General features: G+C 71.3%; 15 protein-coding genes. 7 read left to right on the top strand and 8 right to left on the bottom strand.

What is annotated here, in order from left to right:
* Positions 1-297: 297 nt before the first annotated feature.
* Both ADL25_RS43825 and ADL25_RS43820 read right to left on the bottom strand, forming a co-directional pair.
* On the bottom strand, positions 298-1,365 hold the full coding sequence (locus ADL25_RS43825) for an aspartate-semialdehyde dehydrogenase (protein ID WP_059133557.1): 1,068 nt from the start codon (positions 1,363-1,365) through the stop codon (positions 298-300).
* Between the two features lie 106 nt (positions 1,366-1,471).
* Complete coding sequence (locus tag ADL25_RS43820) at positions 1,472-2,749, bottom strand: aspartate kinase (protein WP_059133556.1); 1,278 nt, start codon at positions 2,747-2,749, stop codon at positions 1,472-1,474.
* 381 nt (positions 2,750-3,130) lie between these two features.
* Between ADL25_RS43820 and ADL25_RS43815 the strand changes: the two genes are divergently transcribed.
* A complete protein-coding gene (locus tag ADL25_RS43815) occupies positions 3,131-3,865 on the top strand; it encodes a sulfite exporter TauE/SafE family protein (protein ID WP_059133555.1) in 735 nt (244 codons plus the stop codon).
* On the opposite strand, the gene ADL25_RS43810 is transcribed toward ADL25_RS43815, so the two are convergent.
* From ADL25_RS43810 to ADL25_RS43800, 3 genes are all read right to left on the bottom strand, one after another.
* A complete protein-coding gene (locus ADL25_RS43810; RefSeq protein ID WP_059133554.1) occupies positions 3,858-4,517 on the bottom strand; it encodes a DUF5063 domain-containing protein in 660 nt (219 codons plus the stop codon). The genes ADL25_RS43815 and ADL25_RS43810 overlap by 8 nt on opposite strands.
* Positions 4,510-5,109 (bottom strand): recombination mediator RecR, encoded by a 600-nt coding sequence (gene recR / locus ADL25_RS43805; RefSeq protein WP_059133553.1) that lies wholly within the window; start codon positions 5,107-5,109, stop codon positions 4,510-4,512. Before recR ends, ADL25_RS43810 begins: the two co-directional genes overlap by 8 nt.
* Positions 5,110-5,217: 108 nt before the next feature.
* The gene (locus tag ADL25_RS43800) at positions 5,218-5,556 is read right to left on the bottom strand and encodes a YbaB/EbfC family nucleoid-associated protein (RefSeq protein ID WP_059133552.1); all 339 of its coding nucleotides are present in this window, start codon (positions 5,554-5,556) and stop codon (positions 5,218-5,220) included.
* 364 nt (positions 5,557-5,920) lie between these two features.
* Between ADL25_RS43800 and ADL25_RS43795 the strand changes: the two genes are divergently transcribed.
* Positions 5,921-6,661 (top strand): SLATT domain-containing protein, encoded by a 741-nt coding sequence (locus tag ADL25_RS43795; protein ID WP_059133551.1) that lies wholly within the window; start codon positions 5,921-5,923, stop codon positions 6,659-6,661.
* Between the two features lie 31 nt (positions 6,662-6,692).
* Here ADL25_RS43795 and ADL25_RS43790 read toward each other — a convergent pair whose 3' ends face one another.
* The gene (locus ADL25_RS43790; RefSeq protein WP_059133550.1) at positions 6,693-8,249 is read right to left on the bottom strand and encodes a PstS family phosphate ABC transporter substrate-binding protein; all 1,557 of its coding nucleotides are present in this window, start codon (positions 8,247-8,249) and stop codon (positions 6,693-6,695) included.
* A 123-nt stretch (positions 8,250-8,372) separates the two neighbouring features.
* Complete coding sequence (locus tag ADL25_RS43785; RefSeq protein WP_059133549.1) at positions 8,373-10,493, bottom strand: serine/threonine-protein kinase; 2,121 nt, start codon at positions 10,491-10,493, stop codon at positions 8,373-8,375.
* Between the two features lie 191 nt (positions 10,494-10,684).
* Here ADL25_RS43785 and ADL25_RS43780 point away from each other — a divergent pair, with 191 nt between their 5' ends.
* The 4 genes from ADL25_RS43780 (at position 10,685) to ADL25_RS43765 (ending at position 16,032) form a co-directional block, all read left to right on the top strand.
* Entirely contained in the window at positions 10,685-12,040 is a 1,356-nt protein-coding gene (locus ADL25_RS43780; RefSeq protein WP_059133548.1) for an aspartate aminotransferase family protein, read from the top strand.
* A gap of 135 nt (positions 12,041-12,175) precedes the next feature.
* Positions 12,176-12,865, top strand: coding sequence for a GntR family transcriptional regulator (locus tag ADL25_RS43775; RefSeq protein ID WP_059133680.1), 690 nt, complete (start codon positions 12,176-12,178; stop codon positions 12,863-12,865).
* On the top strand, positions 12,862-15,318 hold the full coding sequence (locus ADL25_RS43770; protein WP_059133547.1) for a dolichyl-phosphate beta-glucosyltransferase: 2,457 nt from the start codon (positions 12,862-12,864) through the stop codon (positions 15,316-15,318). Before ADL25_RS43775 ends, ADL25_RS43770 begins: the two co-directional genes overlap by 4 nt.
* Before the next feature lie 63 nt (positions 15,319-15,381).
* Positions 15,382-16,032 (top strand): hypothetical protein, encoded by a 651-nt coding sequence (locus ADL25_RS43765; protein WP_059133546.1) that lies wholly within the window; start codon positions 15,382-15,384, stop codon positions 16,030-16,032.
* 108 nt (positions 16,033-16,140) lie between these two features.
* Here ADL25_RS43765 and ADL25_RS43760 read toward each other — a convergent pair whose 3' ends face one another.
* A complete protein-coding gene (locus ADL25_RS43760; protein ID WP_059133545.1) occupies positions 16,141-17,424 on the bottom strand; it encodes an adenylosuccinate synthase in 1,284 nt (427 codons plus the stop codon).
* A gap of 194 nt (positions 17,425-17,618) precedes the next feature.
* Between ADL25_RS43760 and ADL25_RS43755 the strand changes: the two genes are divergently transcribed.
* Complete coding sequence (locus ADL25_RS43755; protein ID WP_059133544.1) at positions 17,619-18,464, top strand: diacylglycerol kinase family protein; 846 nt, start codon at positions 17,619-17,621, stop codon at positions 18,462-18,464.
* The last annotated feature ends 39 nt before the right edge of the window (positions 18,465-18,503 follow it).

The following is an 18,503-nucleotide window of genomic DNA, read 5'->3' as shown; positions in this document are numbered from 1 at the left end:
TCGATCAAGTGGTCTCAACCAATAGGACTGGACCACGGATCCGACACAGATCCTACAAATGATTCGGCCGATGACCACGGGGTTTCCGGCCCGTGGACATGCGTTACCGCAGAACGTCCGTATCACGTGTGTCACATGACACCCGTCGACGGATGCCGCTCATCGGGCGAACCACACAAAGGGGTCACCTGGAGAACGCGTCGATGACGCGTGTCCGGGACCCGCACCGGCCATCGCGAACGGGACGCCGCGCCCCGCGTCCTCACTCGGAGGCGGGGGCGCGGCGTCCCGAACGTCCTACGACGCTCCGAGCTCCGCGGCCACCAGCTCGGCGATCTGAGCCGTGTTCAGGGCCGCGCCCTTGCGCAGGTTGTCGCCGCACACGAACAGTTCCAGGGCGGTCGGATCGTCCAGGGCTCGGCGCACCCGGCCCACCCAGGTCGGGTCCGTGCCCACCACGTCCGCGGGCGTGGGGAACTCGCCCGCCGACGGGTTGTCGCAGAGGACCACGCCGGGCGCGGTGTCGAGGATCTCGCGGGCCCGGTCGACCGTGACCTCGCCCTCGAAACGGGCGTGGACCGTCAACGAGTGGACCGTGACGACCGGTACACGCACGCAGGTGACGGCCACGCGCAGCTCCGGCAGCCCGAGGATCTTGCGGGACTCGTCGCGGACCTTCATCTCCTCCGAGGACCACCCGTCCTCGCGCAGCGACCCGGCCCACGGCACCACGTTCAGTGCGACCGGCTCCGGGAAGGGTCCCGTGTTGTCACCCACCGCACGCCGCAGGTCACCGGGGCTGGTGCCCAGTTCGGTGCCCGCGACGAGCGACAACTGCTGCCGCAGCGTGTCGATGCCCGCACGCCCCGCCCCGCTCACGGCCTGGTACGAGGAGACGACCAGCTCGCGCAGCCCGAACTCGGCGTGCAGCGCACCGAGGGCCACGATCATCGAGAGGGTCGTGCAGTTGGGGTTGGCGATGATGCCGCGCGGGCGCACCCGGGCGGCATACGGATTGACCTCCGGCACCACCAGGGGGACCTCGGGGTCCATCCGGAAAGCGCCCGAGTTGTCCACCACGACCGCGCCCTGCGACGCCGCGATCGGCGCCCACCGCTCGGCGACCTCGTCCGGCACGTCGAACATCGCCACGTCGACGCCGGACAGCGCCTCCTCGCTGAGCGCTACCACCTCGACCTCTTCCCCGCGCACGGTCAGCTTGCGGCCGGCCGAGCGCGGTGAGGCGATCAGGCGGATCTCACCCCAGATGTCCGCGTGCTGGGACAGGATCTGGAGCATGACCATGCCGACGGCCCCGGTCGCTCCCACGACCGCGAGCGTCGGCTTCCCGGTCCGCGCCGTCATCGGCGCTCCGTACGGCCCGGGCCCCCGCGCAGGAGGCCTGCCGACGGCCCGCCGCACGCAAGGGCCGACGACTCCGTACGTCCCGTGCCCCCGAAGGGGAGGCCGGTCATCGCCCGGTGCCTCCGTAGACGACGGCCTCGTCGCTCTCGGAGTCCAGACCGAACGCGGTGTGCACGGCACGCACGGCCTCCGCGACGTCGTCGGCGCGCGTGACGACCGAGATACGGATCTCGGAGGTCGAGATCAGCTCGATGTTCACGCCCGCGTCGCTGAGCGCCTCGAAGAAGGAGGCCGTGACGCCGGGGTTCGTCTTCATGCCGGCGCCGACCAGCGAGATCTTGCCGATCTGGTCGTCGTAGCGCAGCGAGTCGAAGCCGATCGCGGTCCTGCCCTTCTCCAGGGCGTCGATCGCCTTGCGCCCTTCGGTCTTCGGAAGGGTGAAGGAGATGTCCGTGAGACCGGTCGCGGCGGCGGACACGTTCTGCACGACCATGTCGATGTTGATCTCGGCGTCGGCGATGGCACGGAAGATCGAGGCGGCCTCGCCCGGCTTGTCCGGCACGCCGACGACCGTGATCTTGGCCTCGGAGGTGTCGTGCGCGACACCGGAGATGATGGCCTGCTCCACCTTCACGTCCCCTTGCTGAATCGGCTCGCTGCTGACCCACGTGCCCTGCAGCCCGCTGAAGGACGAACGGACGTGGATCGGGATGTTGTAACGGCGTGCGTACTCCACACAGCGGTGGAGCAGCACCTTGGACCCGGACGCGGCCAGCTCCAGCATGTCCTCGAAGGAGATCCAGTCGATCTTCCGGGCCTTCTTCACCACACGCGGATCGGCGGTGAACACGCCGTCGACGTCGGTGTAGATCTCGCACACCTCGGCGTCGAGGGCCGCGGCCAGCGCAACCGCGGTCGTGTCGGAACCACCGCGACCCAGGGTCGTGATGTCCTTCTTGTCCTGGCTGACGCCCTGGAAACCGGCGACGATGGCGATGTTGCCCTCGTCCAGCGCGGTACGGATGCGGCCCGGCGTGACGTCGATGATCCGGGCTTTGTTGTGGACCGAGTCGGTGATGACACCCGCCTGGCTGCCGGTGAACGACTGGGCCTTGTTGCCCAGGTTCTTGATCGCCATGGCCAGGAGCGCCATGGAGATCCGCTCTCCGGCGGTCAGCAGCATGTCGAGCTCACGCCCGGCAGGCATCGGGGAAACCTGCTCGGCGAGATCGATCAGCTCGTCCGTCGTGTCGCCCATCGCGGAAACCACGACAACCACATCGTTGCCGTTCTTCTTGGCTTCCACGATCCGCTTGGCGACGCGCTTGATGCCCTCGGCATCGGCTACGGAGGAGCCTCCGTACTTCTGCACGACAAGGCCCACGTGCGCTCCTCGCTCAATCCGTCTCTTTCCGCACCTGCGCATGTGCGGGTGCGGTCGGCTCAGTCTATCGAGCGACCGAATTTCCCTTCCGGGATACCGCATGGTGAGATGTCTCGCTCACCCCGGGATCATCCCGGTTTTTCTCCGGACGTACGGCGGGCCTGCGACGGTTTTCACCGCAGGGTCCACCGCGCGGCTCCGGCCGCTCCAGCAGCCCATCTGCCCCGGCAGGACCCCCGTACTCGGAAAGTGCCGCGTGTCACAGGCGTGCCGGGTGCATCACCTCTCCGACGGGGGGCACCGCCCGCCGCACCACGACCGGCGACGGATCCGTGCACGGCCATTGATCCTGCCGGATCGGCGGCGGGAGGATACCGGCCCGTGACGGATGGGTGGGCGCCGGAACTGCTGCTGGCCGGGGTGGTGCTGCTCGGCGGGTGCGTGCAGTGGCTCACCGGGATGGGCTTCGCCCTGGTCGCCGTCCCCGGGCTCGTGCTCCTGCTCGGGCCCGCGCAGGGTGTGGTGCTCGCCAACTGCGCCGCCGGCGCCATCAGCGCCTTCGGGCTCGTGGACGGCCGGCGCGCCGTGCGACTGCCCGTGATGGCTCCCCTGTGTCTCGCCGCGGTGATCACCGTCCCGGCCGGGACCTGGGTGGCCCGGCAGCTGCCGGAACCCGCGCTGCTGGCCTGCCTGGGCGCGCTCGTCACCGGGGCGGTGGCACTGGTCATGCGCGGCCTGCGGGTGCCCGCCCTGCGCGGTGGCCGGGGCGCCGTCGTCGCCGGCGGTCTGGGCGGGTTCATGAACTCGGCCGCGGGTGTCGGCGGACCGCCCGTCTCCCTGTACGCCCTCAACGCGGGCTGGACGGTGCGCGAGTTCGTACCGAACGCGCAGTTCTACGGTGTCGTCGTCAACCTGGTGTCGGTGACGTCCAACGGGCTGCCCCGGCTCACCGCCCCGGTCTGGGCCGTGGCCGTCACCGCCCTGGCGGCGGGCGCGCTGGCGGGCCGCGCGCTCACGGGACGCGTGCCCGAGAACCGGGCACGCACCCTCGTCCTGCTCCTCGCGCTCGCCGGAGGCCTGAGCGCGCTCGCGAAGGGGTTCGCCGGGCTTACTTGACCGGACGCAGCCCCAGCGGTCCCGCGATCTCCTGAGCCATGACCCGGCCCGCCTCCTCGGCGAGGGTGTCGTCCCCGAGGCCCTGGTCGGTATCGAGGCCGTCGAGCTCCTCCAGCGGCTGGTTCAGCCGCACATGCGCCACCAGGGACTGCAGCGCGCGGAGCGTCGCGGACGCCGTGGAACCCCAGTTGGAGAAGTACGAGAACTGCCACCACCACAGGGCCTCGGTGGTACGGCCCGCACGGTAGTGGGCCATGCCGTGGCGCAGATCGGTGATGACGTCCGCCAGGTCGTCCGAGATACGGGCCGGAACCGGTGCCTTGCGCGGCTCGTAGGGGTCGAAGACCTCCGAGTAGACGTCGACCGGGTCCAGCATGGCGGCGAGGCGTTCGCGCAGGTCGTCCGCGTCCGCGTCCGGGCCCGAGTCCGGTTCGTAGCGCTCGTCGGGCACGATGTCCTCGTGCGCGCCGAGACGGCCGCCCGCGAGGAGCAGCTGGGAGACCTCCAGCAGGAGGAACGGGATGGCCGAGTCCGGCTCGTCACCCTTGGCGACCTCCGTGACGGCGACCAGGAAACTCTCGATCTGGTCCGCGATCTGCACCGCGAAGTCGTCGGGGTCCATCGTCGTGGAGTGCAGCGTGGCGTCAGACATCTAGGAGTCGTCTCCCCTCGAAGGCGCGGCCGAGGGTGACCTCGTCCGCGTATTCCAGGTCGCCGCCCACCGGGAGGCCGCTGGCCAGGCGGGTGACCTTGAGGCCCATGGGTTTGATCATCCGGGCGAGATACGTGGCCGTGGCCTCGCCCTCCAGGTTCGGGTCCGTCGCCAGGATCAGCTCGGTGACCGTGCCGTCGGCCAGCCGCGCGAGCAGCTCCCGGATCCGCAGATCGTCGGGGCCCACACCCTCGATCGGGCTGATTGCGCCGCCCAGGACGTGGTAGCGGCCCCGGAACTCGCGGGTCCGCTCGATCGCGACGACGTCCTTCGGCTCCTCCACCACGCAGATCACCGAGGCGTCGCGACGCGTGTCACGGCAGATGCCGCACAGTTCCTCCTGTGCGACGTTGCCACAGATCGCGCAGAAGCGGACCTTCGCCTTCACCTCGAGCAGCGCCTGGGCGAGCCGGCGGACGTCCGTCGGCTCGGCCTGCAGGATGTGGAAGGCGATCCGCTGCGCGCTCTTGGGACCGACGCCGGGCAGCCGCCCCAGTTCGTCGATGAGGTCCTGGACCACGCCTTCGTACAACGGACTGCCTTTCCTGGAGAGCGTCGGTACGTACCGTAGCCGGGCTGGGTTTCTTGGTACGTACGGTAGTTGGCCCTCGCCTCGCTTAGAAGAGACGGGCCGGTGGACTCAGAACGGCAGGCCGGGGATGCCGCCACCCAGCCCCTGGGCCAGCGGGCCGAGCTTCTGCTGCTGGAGGGCCTGCGCGTTCTCGTTGGCCGCCTGCACGGCCGCGACGATCAGGTCGGCGAGCGTCTCCGTGTCCTCCGGGTCGACCGCCTTGGGATCGATGGCCAGGGCGCGCAGCTCGCCGGAGCCGGTGACCGTGGCCTTCACCAGACCACCGCCCGCCTGGCCGTCGACCTCGGTACGCGCCAGCTCCTCCTGCGCCTTGGCGAGGTCCTGCTGCATCTTCTGGGCCTGCTGGAGCAACTGCTGCATGTTGGGCTGGCCACCACCGGGGATCACGATCAGCTCCTGGTCTCGTTCGGTACGGCGGTTGCGGTTTCGTACCGCTGCCTGGGCGGGTTTTTGCCGCCTGGCACGAGCCTACGTGGTCACCGTGACGCTCGCTCCGGTAGTCCGTCCGGACCCCGGAAGGAACGGGGTCAGCACTCTTTCGAGTGACTTCGCCTGCCGGTCTACACCTGACCAAGGCCCACTTCCGGGCGGAAAAGCAATGAAACCCGGGCCCTCGCCACCCATTGGGCGGTAGGAAGGGTCAGGCGCTTCAGTACCACGCGTCACGTACAGATCGCGGAGCGTGCGCGAACCGACGCGCACCGCGGGGTGTACATCACGGAACGTGACAGCCGTACGGAGGGAGTGCCGGGTGAGCCAGCCGGAGATGCAGCCCGAGGGTCCGCTCCAGGACGGCCGGGGCGACGACGCGACCGGGTTGCGGCCGGACGACCTCACCGGGCGCCCCTTCCCGCACGGCGACTGGACGGAGCCCGCGGAGCAGCTCGACGAGCTGTACCGGTGGGTGGAGCGCCGCGCGCTGGAGACGGCGACCTGGTACCTCACGAACCGCGTGTGGAAGCGGCGGGGAGCGCTCGCGCTGCGGGCCGGCGCCGCGACCGGGGCCGTCTGCGGGGCGGCGCTGCCGCTGCTCGATCTGACCGGCGCGGTCGGCGGGGTCGCGCCCTGGGCGTATCTGTCCCTGTTGCTGGGAGCGGCGTGCGTGGCGGCGGACCGGTTCTTCGGGGTGACGTCGGGATGGATGCGGGACGTGGCGACCGCGCAGGCCGTGCAGCGCCGGCTCCAGGCGCTGCAGTTCGACTGGGCGTCGGAGAGCGTGCGCGAGGTGCTGGGACCGACGGAGGGGACCGCGGGGGAGGCGGCGGAGCGGTGCCTTTCGGTGCTGCGGCGGTTCTCGGAGGACATCACGGAGCTGGTGCGGGCGGAGACGGCGGACTGGATGGTGGAGTTCCGTACGAGGTCCGGGCCGCTGGGGATGCAGTCGGCGGGGGTGACCGCGCCGCGGGTGGAGGGGACGGCGCCGGGAAGGTTCCCGCCGGCGAACGGAACCCGGCCGAACATGCCCCGGCAGCGGCCGCCGGAACCGCGCTGAGAGGGCCGGCGGCGGCCCGGCGCCGCCGGCTTCAGCCCTCGTCGTCCGCGCACAGCGGAAGCACCGCGGGCGCGGAGCACGGCAGATGGCCGTGTGCCCGGATCACGGTCCCGCCCACACCCTGGCCGAGATAGGCGAGGAAGCCGGCCGCGAGGGAGCCGGCCGCCGGGCTGCGATAGGTGTAGGCGTACTCGACCCCGCGATAGGGGTAGTGGCTCCTGCCGAGCTCGATGTCCTCGACCGAGGCCGCGGCACCGTCCAAGGACACCCGGCGCACGCCCTTGTGGCCGAGAGCGAGGTTCAGCTCGCTGTAGCCGATGGCGCCGGGAAGTTCGGCCACCTTGTCCAGCACCTGCTGCGTGGAGTCGAGTTCGCAGCGCATGACGGGGGCGGACCGGTCGTCCTTGTGGACGCAGTCCAGCGAGGTGCTGGGGGCGCGCTCCCAACTGCCCAGCACCTGCCGCTGGAAGATCTGCCGCGTGCCGGAGTCGGCGTTGCGGCTGACGAGGACCACGGGAAGATCGGGCAGCCGGCGGTCGATCTGCTTCCAGCGTGTGACCTGTCCGCGGTAGATGCGCCGTACGTCGCTCAGGGACAGCCCGTGGGGCAGGTCGATGCCCTTGTTCACGACCAGGGTGAAGGCCAGTACCGCGACCCGGTTCGCGACGAGTTCACGGGACCCGTCGGCGGTGAGGCCGTCGGAGAACGCGATCACGGAGGGCGAGCCCCCGGACTTGGCTCCCCGGCCGGTGAGTTCGCCCACGCCCGCCTCGCTGCCGCGCGCATCCACGGTGATGCGGGCGCCCGCGCACTTCTCCTCGTACTCCTTCGCCACCTCCCGCGCCACAGGAGCGAAGGCCGTCGAGCCGGTGATCCTCAGGGAGCCGCGGGCGCAGTCCATCGGCGGCGGTTTGGGCGGGCTGTCGTCGCGGGCGACGACGATGCCGGCGAGCGTCACGACGCTCAGGGTGAGCGTGATGCTGATCAGCCGGGCGGCCCGGCTGAACAGCGGCGGCTTGTCGTCCGGCGTGGCGCTGCGGTTGGGGTGCACCTCGCCGTCCCGGATGCCGCCCGTGAGCCGTATCGCACGGCCCACGTCGCCGCCCGACAGCAGCACGAGCAGCTTGAAGTGGTCGCCGTGGTTGAGCGGTACCCGCGGGATGCGCAGCCGGTTGCCCTCGTAGCCGAACCCGCGCTCCGGAGTGAAGTGGTCCATGAGGTGGTCCGTGTCGGTCGGCTGCGTGACCGAGACACCGCGGATGGTGCGATCGGTGAACACCGCGGTCAGTCCGTGGCGTTCGGGACCGGTGTAGTCGTCGCGGTCGATGCCCTGCGAGCCGTCGTTCTCGATGCGGAGGAGCACGAGCGTCGCGTCCACCATGCCCGGGGTCTCGTCGAAGAGACCGAGACGTCTGTTGGCGCGGCCCGAACGGACGTCGTCCCCTATCGGGTTGTCCATCTGGACGCGGTAGCCGATGCGTTTGCGGCGCGGGACCCGGCGCTCGTACCAGACCATGACACCGGACGCGACGATGCCGAGGAAGGCTGTCCCCACGGCCACGACGTTCTCTGCGCTCAACCACTCCATCGTGGGTCCCCCGCCACTTCCCGGAGCCGATCGTGGGGTCACGGTACGACTGCGGGCGGAAACGGGCCTGGGTCGCCCGCCGAAGTTCGAATGACGTTCAACGGACAAGCGGATGACGGGAGTTCAGTTCACCTTCGTGTATGTCAGGGACTCGCCGGTGCTGGTGTTCAGACGCTCGAGCCGGCCGTCCGGGAGGATCGTCAGCTCCGTCGCGGCGCCCGGGGTGCAGGACGAGGCGGGGCTGCCGACCGTGACCGTGGACGGCCCGATCCTCAACGGGCCGCCGGAGGCGGGTTCTTCGGCGAGCTTCGCCCGGAAGACGCAGTGGTACGTGCCGCTGCCCGCCGGGCCCTCCGCGGTCAGGGAGAGCACCGGGTCGCCCACGGCGCCCTGCTCGATGACCAGGCTGCGGGTGCTGTGGCCGCCCGAGTTGTCGATGCTGCCGTTCCAGGTTCCGAGGTAGGCGTACGGCACGGCGCCGGCAGCCGGCGACGGCGAGGTGGGGCTCGCGCTCGCCGGGCTGGAGGGCGCGGGCGTGGTCGGACCGTGGGTCGTGGGCGCGGCGGAGGTGTGCGAGGGCGCTGCCCCGCCACTCGTCCCGATCCCCCCGCCCCGCATCAGCGCGAACACCGAGCCGCCCGCGCCGAGCGCCACCACCAGGGCGACGACGATCAGCACGGCGGTGGAGCGGCCGCTTCTGCGTGCGGGTTCCGGCTGCCCCGGATCACCGTAGGGAGACGGCCCGTACGAGGACGGCCCGTACGGCGGGGTCGGGCCGTAGGCCTGGTCCGTGGCGCCGCCCCGGCCACCGGCGTGCTGCGGGTAGCCGTACGCCGGTGGCTGGAGGTGCTGCTGGGGATGACCGTGGGCGGGGTGCGGGGCGGGCACGGAGGTGTGATCGGCGCGGACCACCTCGGTGGGCCGCCGTTCGAGGTCGCGGGACCCGCCCGGCGGGGGCGCGTCCGGGCCGTCGGTGCCGTCCGCCGGGTCCGCCGCGGAAGCGTGCTCGAGCGGCACCCCGGCCGCCCGGGGCGCCGGCACCTGCTCGATGAGGTCCGCGCGATCCCGCGGTCCGGCCTCGACGGAGACCGTGGGACCCCCGCGTCCGGTGGCCCCGTCACCGCCCACCGCATCCACCTGCTGCCCGCCGCCCTCGGCTCCGGGCACCCGGGGGCCCTCAGCGCCGGCGCCGGCCATCGCGCCCTCCGGCACGGCACCGGCAGAAGCGGGCGCCGCGGGGCCGAAGTGCCCCGGGTCCACGGCCTGCCCCATGGCGCCCCCGGGAGCCGTCACCGGCACGGTGGCGGTGCCCCGCGTCCCCTCCTCCGGGTCCTCCGTGTCCAGCAGCCGTACCGCGTGGCGGCCGAGTTGCGCGACCAGGACGCCGGGCAGCCAGGGGTCCTTGCTCCGGCCGCCGGAGACCGTGTCCTCGGCACCGGACCGCTCCAGGATCTCGGCGAGCGCGGGCCGGGCCGCCGGGTCCTTGCGCAGGCAGTCCCGCACGAGGTCGTCGAGCCCCTCGGGCAGCCCCTCGAGGTCGGGGTCCTCCTGCGCGATGCGGAACATCAGCGCGTGCGCAGCGCTGTTCGCGTCACCGAAGGGAAGGGTGCCCGTGGCGGCGTAGGCGAGCACGGACCCGAGGCAGAAGACGTCGCACGCGGGCGTGATGCGGTCGCCGCGCACCTGCTCGGGCGCCATGAACCCGGGCGATCCGACGAGCGCGCCGGTGCGGGTGAGCCCCGCGCCGGCCAGGGTCTCCAGGGCGCGGGCGATGCCGAAGTCGATGACCCGTGGCCCGTCGATCGTCACCAGGACGTTGGAGGGCTTGAGGTCGCGGTGGATCAGCCCGGCGGCGTGGATGTCCTGGAGGGCGTGGGCGAGTCCGGCGGCCAGGATGCCCACGGAGCGTTCCGGCAGGGCACCGTGATCGTGCGAGACCACGGCCTGGAGGGTCGGTCCGGCCACGTACCCGGTGGCGACCCAGGGGATGTCGGCCTCAGTGTCGGCGTCGAGGACGGGTGCGGTCCAGTACCCGCCGACCTGCCGCGCGGCGTGCACCTCCTGCCGGAAGCGCGCCCTGAACTCCTCCTGCTCGGCCAGCTCCCGCCGGACGAGTTTCACGGCGACGGTCCGGCCCCGGTCCGACCGGGCCAGATACACCCTCCCCATGCCGCCGGCCCCGAGCCGCGCGAGCAGCCGATAGGCCCCGATCCGTTGCGGATCCCCCGCCCCCAGCTTGTCCATCACCGCGTCACCTGCCCCGCCCCTGCCTGTGCGACAGCCAGAGAATAGTGCCGCCGTACACGTAGTCGGCCGGCCCGGTGCCCGCGGTTCCATGAACGCCCCCCCACGTCGACACACTGTCGCGTTCACGTCCCGACCGCAGACAGGACGCCGATGTCGCGTCCGCACCCCGGACACCTACGCTTCGCCGCATGACCCCTCAGATCGACCCCCGGGCCGGCGCCGCCGTCAAGGCCGCGGACCGTGCGCACGTCTTCCACTCCTGGTCAGCGCAGGACCTCATCGACCCGCTCGCCGTAGCCGGTGCGGAGGGGTCGTACTTCTGGGACTACGACGGCAACCGCTACCTCGACTTCACCAGCGGACTCGTCTTCACCAACATCGGCTACCAGCACCCGAAGGTCGTCGCCGCGATACAGGAGCAGGCCGCCACCCTGACCACGTTCGCGCCCGCCTTCGCCGTGGAGGCCCGGTCGGAGGCGGCGCGGCTGATCGCCGAGCGCACGCCCGGTGACCTCGACAAGATCTTCTTCACCAACGGCGGCGCCGACGCAGTGGAGCACGCCGTGCGCATGGCGCGCATCCACACCGGCCGCCCCAAGGTGCTGTCCGCCTACCGCTCGTACCACGGCGGTACCCAGCAGGCCGTGAACATCACCGGAGACCCGCGCCGCTGGGCCTCCGACGGTGCCGCGGCGGGGGTGGTGCACTTCTGGGCGCCGTTCCTGTACCGCTCGCGGTTCTACGCCGAGACCGAGCAGCAGGAGTGCGAGCGGGCGCTGGAGCACCTGGAGACGACCATCGCCTTCGAGGGGCCCGGGACGATCGCCGCCGTCGTCCTGGAGACCATTCCCGGGACAGCCGGGATCATGGTCCCGCCGCGCGGCTATCTGGCGGGCGTCCGCGACCTGTGCGACAAGTACGGGATCGTCTTCGTGCTCGACGAGGTGATGGCCGGGTTCGGACGGACCGGCGAATGGTTCGCGGCGGACCTCTTCGAGGTGACCCCCGACCTGATGACCTTCGCGAAGGGCGTGAACTCCGGCTATGTGCCGCTCGGCGGCGTCGCCGTCTCCGGGAGGATCGCGGAGACCTTCGGCAAGCGGCCCTACCCGGGCGGTCTGACGTACTCCGGGCACCCGCTGGCCTGTGCCGCGGCCGTCGCCACGATCGACGTGATGGCGCAGGAGGGTGTCGTCGCGAACGCGGCGGTGGTCGGCGCCCAGGTCATCGAGCCGGGGCTGCGCGAACTGGCCGAGCGGCACCCGTCGGTGGGCGAGGTGCGCGGGGTGGGCATGTTCTGGGCCCTGGAGCTGGTGAAGAACCGGGAGAGCCGGGAGCCGCTCGTTCCGTACAACGCGGCCGGTGAGGCGAACGCGCCGATGGCCGCCTTCGCGGCCGCCGCGAAGGCCCACGGCCTGTGGCCCTTCGTCAACATGAACCGCACGCACGTGGTCCCGCCCTGCACCATCACGGAGACGGAGGCGAAGGAGGGCCTCGCGGCCCTCGACGCGGCACTGTCGGTGGCGGACGAGCACACGGAGTGATCGCCCTCCGCCGCGCAGGCGGATCACGCCGCACAGGAGCGCACGGGATGCGGCACTCCGGGAACCCCCACCGCGTAAGGTGACGTGCTCGATGAGGAACACGAGACCGTACGCGGATGGGGGATCCAGAGCACGATGCCCGGCAATGGCACCGTTACCCGTAGCACCCTGCGGCAGCAGATCGCGGACGCGCTCCGCGACGAGGTGCTGGCCGGCCGCTTGCAGCCGGGGCAGGAGTTCACGGTGAAGGAGATCGCCGAGCAGTACGGCGTCTCCGCGACTCCCGTCCGCGAGGCTCTGGTCGACCTGTCGGCCCAGGGCCTCCTGGACGCCGTCCAGCACCGCGGCTTCGCGGTCCGCGCCTTCTCGCTCGACGACTACCGCGACATGATCGAGGCCCGGAGCCTCGTCACCGAGGGGATCTTCCACCGCCTCGCCACCGGGGACGGCGCGGCCGTGCTGACCGAACCCCGCCATGCCGCCGCCCTCACCGCGGTGCGCCGCCGCGGCGAGGAGGCCCAGCGCGCGGCCGCCGCGGGCGAGCTGAACATCCTCATCGGGTACGACCTGCGATTCTGGCGCGAGTTGAGCGCCGTGTTCGGCAACCCCTACCTCGCCGACTTCCTGCACCGGCTGCGGGTGCAGTCGTGGGTCTGCGCGGTTCAGCATCTGCGCAGGGTGACCGACCTCAAGGGCCGGCTCTGGGCCGGCCACACCGAACTCGTCGACGCGCTCGCCCGCCGCGACGCCGCGGCGGCGCGCGCCCTGATCGAGGCGTACAACACGCACTCCCTCGACCTCCTCGAGCGACTGGCGGCCGGATGAGCGCGCCCCAGGCCACGGACGTCAGGAAGAACGTTCCGGCCGCCCCCCTCGACCTGTCCGTCGTCGTCCCCGCCCACAACGAGGAACAGCGGCTCGGCCCCACCCTCGAGGCGATCGTCGGCTATCTGGGCGCGAGCGGGAGCCGTTTCGGCCCGTGGGAGGTCCTCGTCGTCGACGACGGGTCGACCGACGGCACCCGCGACGTGGTCACCTCCGTCGCGGCCCGCGAGCGGCGCGTCCGGCTCGTCACCAGTGCCGAGAACCAGGGCAAGGGCCATGCGCTGCGCCTGGGCGTACTCGCCTCCCGCGGCCGCCGGGTGCTGGTCACGGACGCCGATCTGGCCACCCCGATCGAGGAGTTGGAGGCGCTCGACAAGGCGCTGGCCGACGGGCCCTCGGCGGCGATCGGCTCGCGCTCGGCTCCGGGCGCGACCATAGAGCGGCACCAGAGCCGCGCTCGCGAAGTGCTCGGGCGCGCCGGGAACTTCCTGATACGCCGGATAGCCGTGCCCGGCATACGTGACACGCAGTGCGGCTTCAAGCTCTTCGACGGCGAGCGGGCCCGCGAGGCCTTCGCCGGGTCCCGGCTCCGCGGCTGGGGCATCGACGTGGAGATACTCCAGCACTTCCGGCGCTCGGGCTGGCCGGTCGCCGAGGTCCCGGTGCGCTGGGCGCACCAGCCGGGCTCCAAGGTCCGCCCGTGGGACTACGCCCGCGTCCTGGCCGAGCTTACCGCCCTGAAGGTCCGTTCCGTCCGGCCCGCCGACCTCCTCGCGGTGGCCGCTTTCCTGGTGATGGCGGTCTGCCTGTACGCCGGCCGCTGGGCCGACCCGAACCACCGCTACCTCCCGGAATCGCTCCAGGACCAGAACCAGTGGGAGTGGTTCTTCGCGGTGACGGCCGACAACGTGGCCCATCTCCGCAACCCCCTCTTCACCGCCCTGCAGGGCTATCCCGACGGCGTGAACCTCATGGCCAACACGGTCATGCTGGGCCTGACCGTTCCCTTGACTCCGGTCACCCTGCTTCTCGGCCCCGCGATCACCCTCGCCCTCGTCATGACGGTCGGACTGGCCGCCACGGCCACCGCCTGGTACCGGCTGATCGTGAAACGGGTCGTCCGGCACCGGGGCGCGGCCTTCGTCGGCGCGGCGCTCGCCGCCTTCGCGCCCCCGATGGTCAGCCACGCCAACGCCCACCCGAACTTCATCGTGCTGTTCATGATCCCGCTGATCATCGAGCGCGCGCTGCGGTTGTGCGGGGGCGATCGGGTCGTCCGCAACGGCGTGGTCCTCGGGCTGATGCTCGTGTACCAGATCTTCCTCGGGGAGGAGCCGCTGCTGCTCGCCTGCATCGGCATGGTGCTCTTCGCGGGCGCGTACGCGGTCCTGCGCCCGGATGTGGCGAAGGCGGCCTGGCGGCCGCTGCTGAAGGGCCTCGCGATCGGTGCGGCGGTGTGCCTCCCTCTGATCGCGCTGCCCCTGTACTGGCAGTTCTTCGGCCCGCAGAGCTACAAGAGCGTGCTGCACGGGGACAACGCGGGCAACAGTCCGCTCGCCCTGCTCTCCTTCGCCGGGCGCTCGCTGGTCGCGGGCAACGACGCGAGGGCGAGCGCGCTCTCCCTGAACCCCACCGAGCAGAACGCCTTCTACGGCTGGCCGCTCGTGGCCCTGGCCTTCGCCATCGTGGTGCGGCTGTGGGAGCACGTCCTGGTCAAGGCGCTGGCGTTCACGGCGGCGGCGGCCGCGTTGCTCTCGCTGGGCCCGCGCTTCCGGATCCCGCTCAGCGACTCCACGCTCCCCGGCCCCTGGGCCCTGCTCGCGGACAAGCCCCTGTTCGAGTCGGTCATCGAAGGCAGGGTCGCGATGATCTGCGCACCCGCGCTCGGCATGCTGCTGGCGGTGGCGATCGAGCGGCTGGTGCGCACCCCGAACATCGGCAACCAGTTCATCGGCCTCACCGCGATCGCCGCGGCCCTCATCCCGATCGTCCCGGCCCCGCTGAAGTCGGTCGAACGCGCCGAGGTGCCCGCCTTCATCGCGGACGGGACCTGGAAGTCGTACCTCGGCAAGGACGAGACGCTCGTACCGATCCCGCTGCCGGACTCGGGCAACGCGGAGGCACTGCACTGGCAGACCGCGGCGGGCCTGGGGTTCAGGCTGCCCGGCGGTTACTTCAACGGCCCGTACGGCAGTGAGCGCATCGGCATCTACACCGCGTCCCCCCGCTACACGTCCAACATGCTGCGTGACGTCAGTTTCACCGGCCGGGTCCCCGTGATCGGCAGGAACTGGCAGGCGCAGGCCCGCGCCGACTTCGCCTACTGGAAGGCGGGGGTGCTGGTGCTGCCCCCGCAGCAGTACCAGGACCAGCTGCGCCAGGCCGTGGACAAGCTGGTGGGGCGGCCGGGTAGGTGGGTCGGCGGAGTATGGGTATGGGACCTGCACGGTTGAGGCGAACCGCCCTCGCGACCATTACTCTGCCTGGACCACACCGATAACCGGAGGAGCCGACTGTTGGCCTGTGACCTGTGGCTGGTCCCGCTCGTCGACGTGTTGTGCCACACACCCGACAATCCGTTCGCGGAAGAACTCGCCCTCTACGACAAGGTGCTGGGCGAGGCAGGACTGCCGCCGGTGCCGGTGTACCAGTACATGCCGGGGCTGACCGGTGAGGTGGCCCCGATCGCGGGGTTCGACTACGACGCGCTGCACTTCCTGCGCCGCGCGTACCTGCTCCAGGTGTGCGGTCTCGCCGTGACCCCGGTCGACGAACTGGGCGGCGACTACGAGCAGCTGCTGGAGATGTTCGAGTCGACGGCCCAGCAGTCCCATCTGGTCTGGCACTACGACCACGCCGGCGCGTACGTCCCGGTCGACTTCCCGCACCCGCTGTCGAACGACGAACTCCTCACGGGCGGCGGCCCCTTGGGTTCCTCCCACGGGCTGCTGCGGGAGCTGAAGCTGGTGGCCCCGGCCATCGGCATCGACCCGGCGAACCCGCCCGCCGCGCCGGAACCCCCGGCCGCCCCCACGGAGCTGGAGGAACCGGCGCTTCCCGCTCCGTACGACCCGAGCCCCTTCGCGCGTGAACGGCACGTGTGGCTCGGCCTGCACACGGCGGTGACCCGGAGCCTCGCCCAGGGCTCGATGATCGTCTTCAGCTGAGGCGGCCCCACGGCCGCGCACAGGCTTCAGGACGGGCCGTGGAACGACCCTGCCCCCGGAAGTGGCCGGAGCCACACCGAGGGCAGGGGCGGACGGCGGATCCGCGGTCTACAGGAACGAGTTGACCTCGATCGTCTCGTCGCGGCCCGGGCCCACACCGATCGCGGAGATCGGGGCGCCGGACATCTCCTCCAGGGCCTTGACGTACCCCTGGGCGTTCTTCGGCAGATCCGCGAAGGTCTTGGCCTTCGTGATGTCCTCCTGCCAGCCCGGCAGGTACTCGTAGACCGGCTTCGCGTGGTGGAAGTCCGTCTGGGAGTAGGGGAGCTCCTCGACCCGCTTGCCGTCGATCTCGTACGCGACGCAGACCGGGATCTGCTCCCAGCCGGTGAGCACGTCGAGCTTGGTGAGGAAGAAGTCGGTCAGTCCGTTCACCCGGGTCGCGTAGCGGGCGATCACCGCGTCGAACCAGCCGCAGCGGCGGTCACGGCCGGTGGTGACGCCCCGCTCGCCGCCGATGCGGCGCAGGGCCTCGCCGTCGTCGTCGAACAGCTCGGTCGGGAAGGGGCCCGAACCGACGCGGGTCGTGTACGCCTTCAGGATGCCGATGACCCGGCTGATCTTCGTCGGGCCGACGCCGGAGCCCGTGCACGCGCCGCCCGCGGTCGGGTTCGACGAGGTCACGAAGGGGTAGGTCCCGTGGTCGATGTCCAGCAGGGTGCCCTGGCCGCCCTCGAACAGGACGACCTTGCCGTCGTCGAGCGCCTGGTTGAGGACGAGCACCGTGTCGGCGACGTACGGCCTGATCTTCTCGGCGTAGCCCAGCAGTTCCTCGACGACCTGGTCGACGGCGATCGCGCGCCGGTTGTACAGCTTGGTGAGGACCTGGTTCTTGACGTCGAGGGCCGCCTCCACCTTCTGGGTGAGGATCGACTCGTCGTACAGGTCCTGGACCCGGATGCCCACGCGGTTGATCTTGTCGGCGTAGGTCGGGCCGATGCCGCGACCGGTGGTGCCGATCTTGCGCTTGCCCAGGAAACGCTCCGTCACCTTGTCGACCGTGACGTTGTACGGCGTGATGACGTGAGCGTTGCCGCTGATCAGAAGCTTCGAGGTGTCGACGCCTCGCTCGTTCAGACCGCTCAGCTCGGAGAGCAGGACCGACGGATCGACGACGACGCCGTTGCCGATGACGGGTGTACATCCGGGCGACAGGATTCCGGAAGGGAGGAGGTGGAGCGCATACTTCTGGTCGCCTACGACCACCGTGTGGCCGGCGTTGTTGCCGCCCTGATAGCGCACTACATAGTCCACCGAGCCGCCGAGCAGATCGGTGGCCTTTCCCTTGCCCTCGTCACCCCACTGAGCACCGAGCAGCACAAGTGCGGGCACGCGCGTACACCCCTTCCGGGCGGGGCATGTCCAAGGCCAGGGGCGTACGCGGAGGGTCCACCGCCGCGTGCACCGCGACCGTCATCGGTCGCAACCGTCGGACCGGATGCCCCGGAATAGACGAAGCCCCTGGCGCAATAGCGCAAGGGGCTCTTGCACAAAGATGCTACCCGAGGAAGCGAGGCAGGACCGAGGTGGCGACTTCCGACCAGCTCCTCGTGGTCATCGACCCGGTCGCCCGTCACAGTGACGGTGAGTCGGTACGGATCGCGAAAGACGTGCTCAGCGCGGGTGCGGCGGCCAAGGTGTGCCTCCCGGACGGCCCGGAGGAATTCGCCCGGGCGCTGGATCGCCGGGGGGCCCGGCGACCGGTCGTCGTGGGTGACGACCGGGCCCTGCTGCGCGCGGTGACCCAGCTGCACCGCAGACGCGAGCTCGGCACGACGAACCTGTCGTTCGTGCCGGTGGGGGCCGTGCTGACGCTCGCGCGGTCCCTGGGGGTGCCCACCGGGGCGGTGGCGGCGGCCCGGGCCGTGCTGGACGGGGCGGTACGTCGACTGGATCTGCTGGTGGACGACAGCGACGGAGTGGTCCTCGGGGATCTGCGGATTCCGTCCGTACCGGCCGCACCCCCCGGATACGACGGCCCGCCGGTCGGCGAGGAGGCCGCGCAGGGACGGTCGTGGCTGCGGATGCGGCAGTCCCTGGTCCGCACGCTGGCGCCGCGCCCCCCGAAGCCCGCGTCCCCTCCGGCCCGGCCCTCCCGGCTGCGGGTGGAGGTCGACGGTCTGATGCTCGTGGACCTCGACCAGCCCGTGGCGGGGGTGTCCGTGGTGCCGGGCGATCCGGGGGTGGCCGAGGTCCAGGTGCGACCGGTGTCGGTGGGGGCGGAGGCCGCACCCCTCAACGCGGTCGGGCGCCGGGTGACGGTGTCCGGCGCCGACTTCCGCTACCGGGCGGACTCCGTGGTCGGCGGGCCCGTGCGGACGCGCACGTGGGTGGTGCGCGAGGCGGCGTGGGGACTGACGCTGCCCGGGTGAGGACTGCTGCCCGCGTCCCGGCGTCCCGACCGGTTCGCC

Source organism: Streptomyces sp. NRRL F-5122 (genome assembly GCF_001507435.1).
In the GTDB taxonomy this organism is placed as follows: Bacteria; Actinomycetota; Actinomycetes; order Streptomycetales; family Streptomycetaceae; genus Streptomyces; species Streptomyces lannensis.
This window is presented reverse-complemented; position numbering and strand designations above follow the sequence as displayed.

Coding starts and splice junctions, on each gene's coding strand:
- ADL25_RS43825 (WP_059133557.1), bottom strand. CDS start 1,365: ATGACGGCGCGGACCGGGAAGCCGACGCTCGCGGTCGTGGGAGCGACC.
- ADL25_RS43810 (WP_059133554.1), bottom strand. CDS start 4,517: ATGTCTGACGCCACGCTGCACTCCACGACGATGGACCCCGACGACTTC.
- ADL25_RS43785 (WP_059133549.1), bottom strand. CDS start 10,493: ATGGACAAGCTGGGGGCGGGGGATCCGCAACGGATCGGGGCCTATCGG.
- ADL25_RS43780 (WP_059133548.1), top strand. CDS start 10,685: ATGACCCCTCAGATCGACCCCCGGGCCGGCGCCGCCGTCAAGGCCGCG.
- ADL25_RS43770 (WP_059133547.1), top strand. CDS start 12,862: ATGAGCGCGCCCCAGGCCACGGACGTCAGGAAGAACGTTCCGGCCGCC.
- ADL25_RS43775 (WP_059133680.1), top strand. CDS start 12,176: ATGCCCGGCAATGGCACCGTTACCCGTAGCACCCTGCGGCAGCAGATC.
- ADL25_RS43790 (WP_059133550.1), bottom strand. CDS start 8,249: ATGGAGTGGTTGAGCGCAGAGAACGTCGTGGCCGTGGGGACAGCCTTC.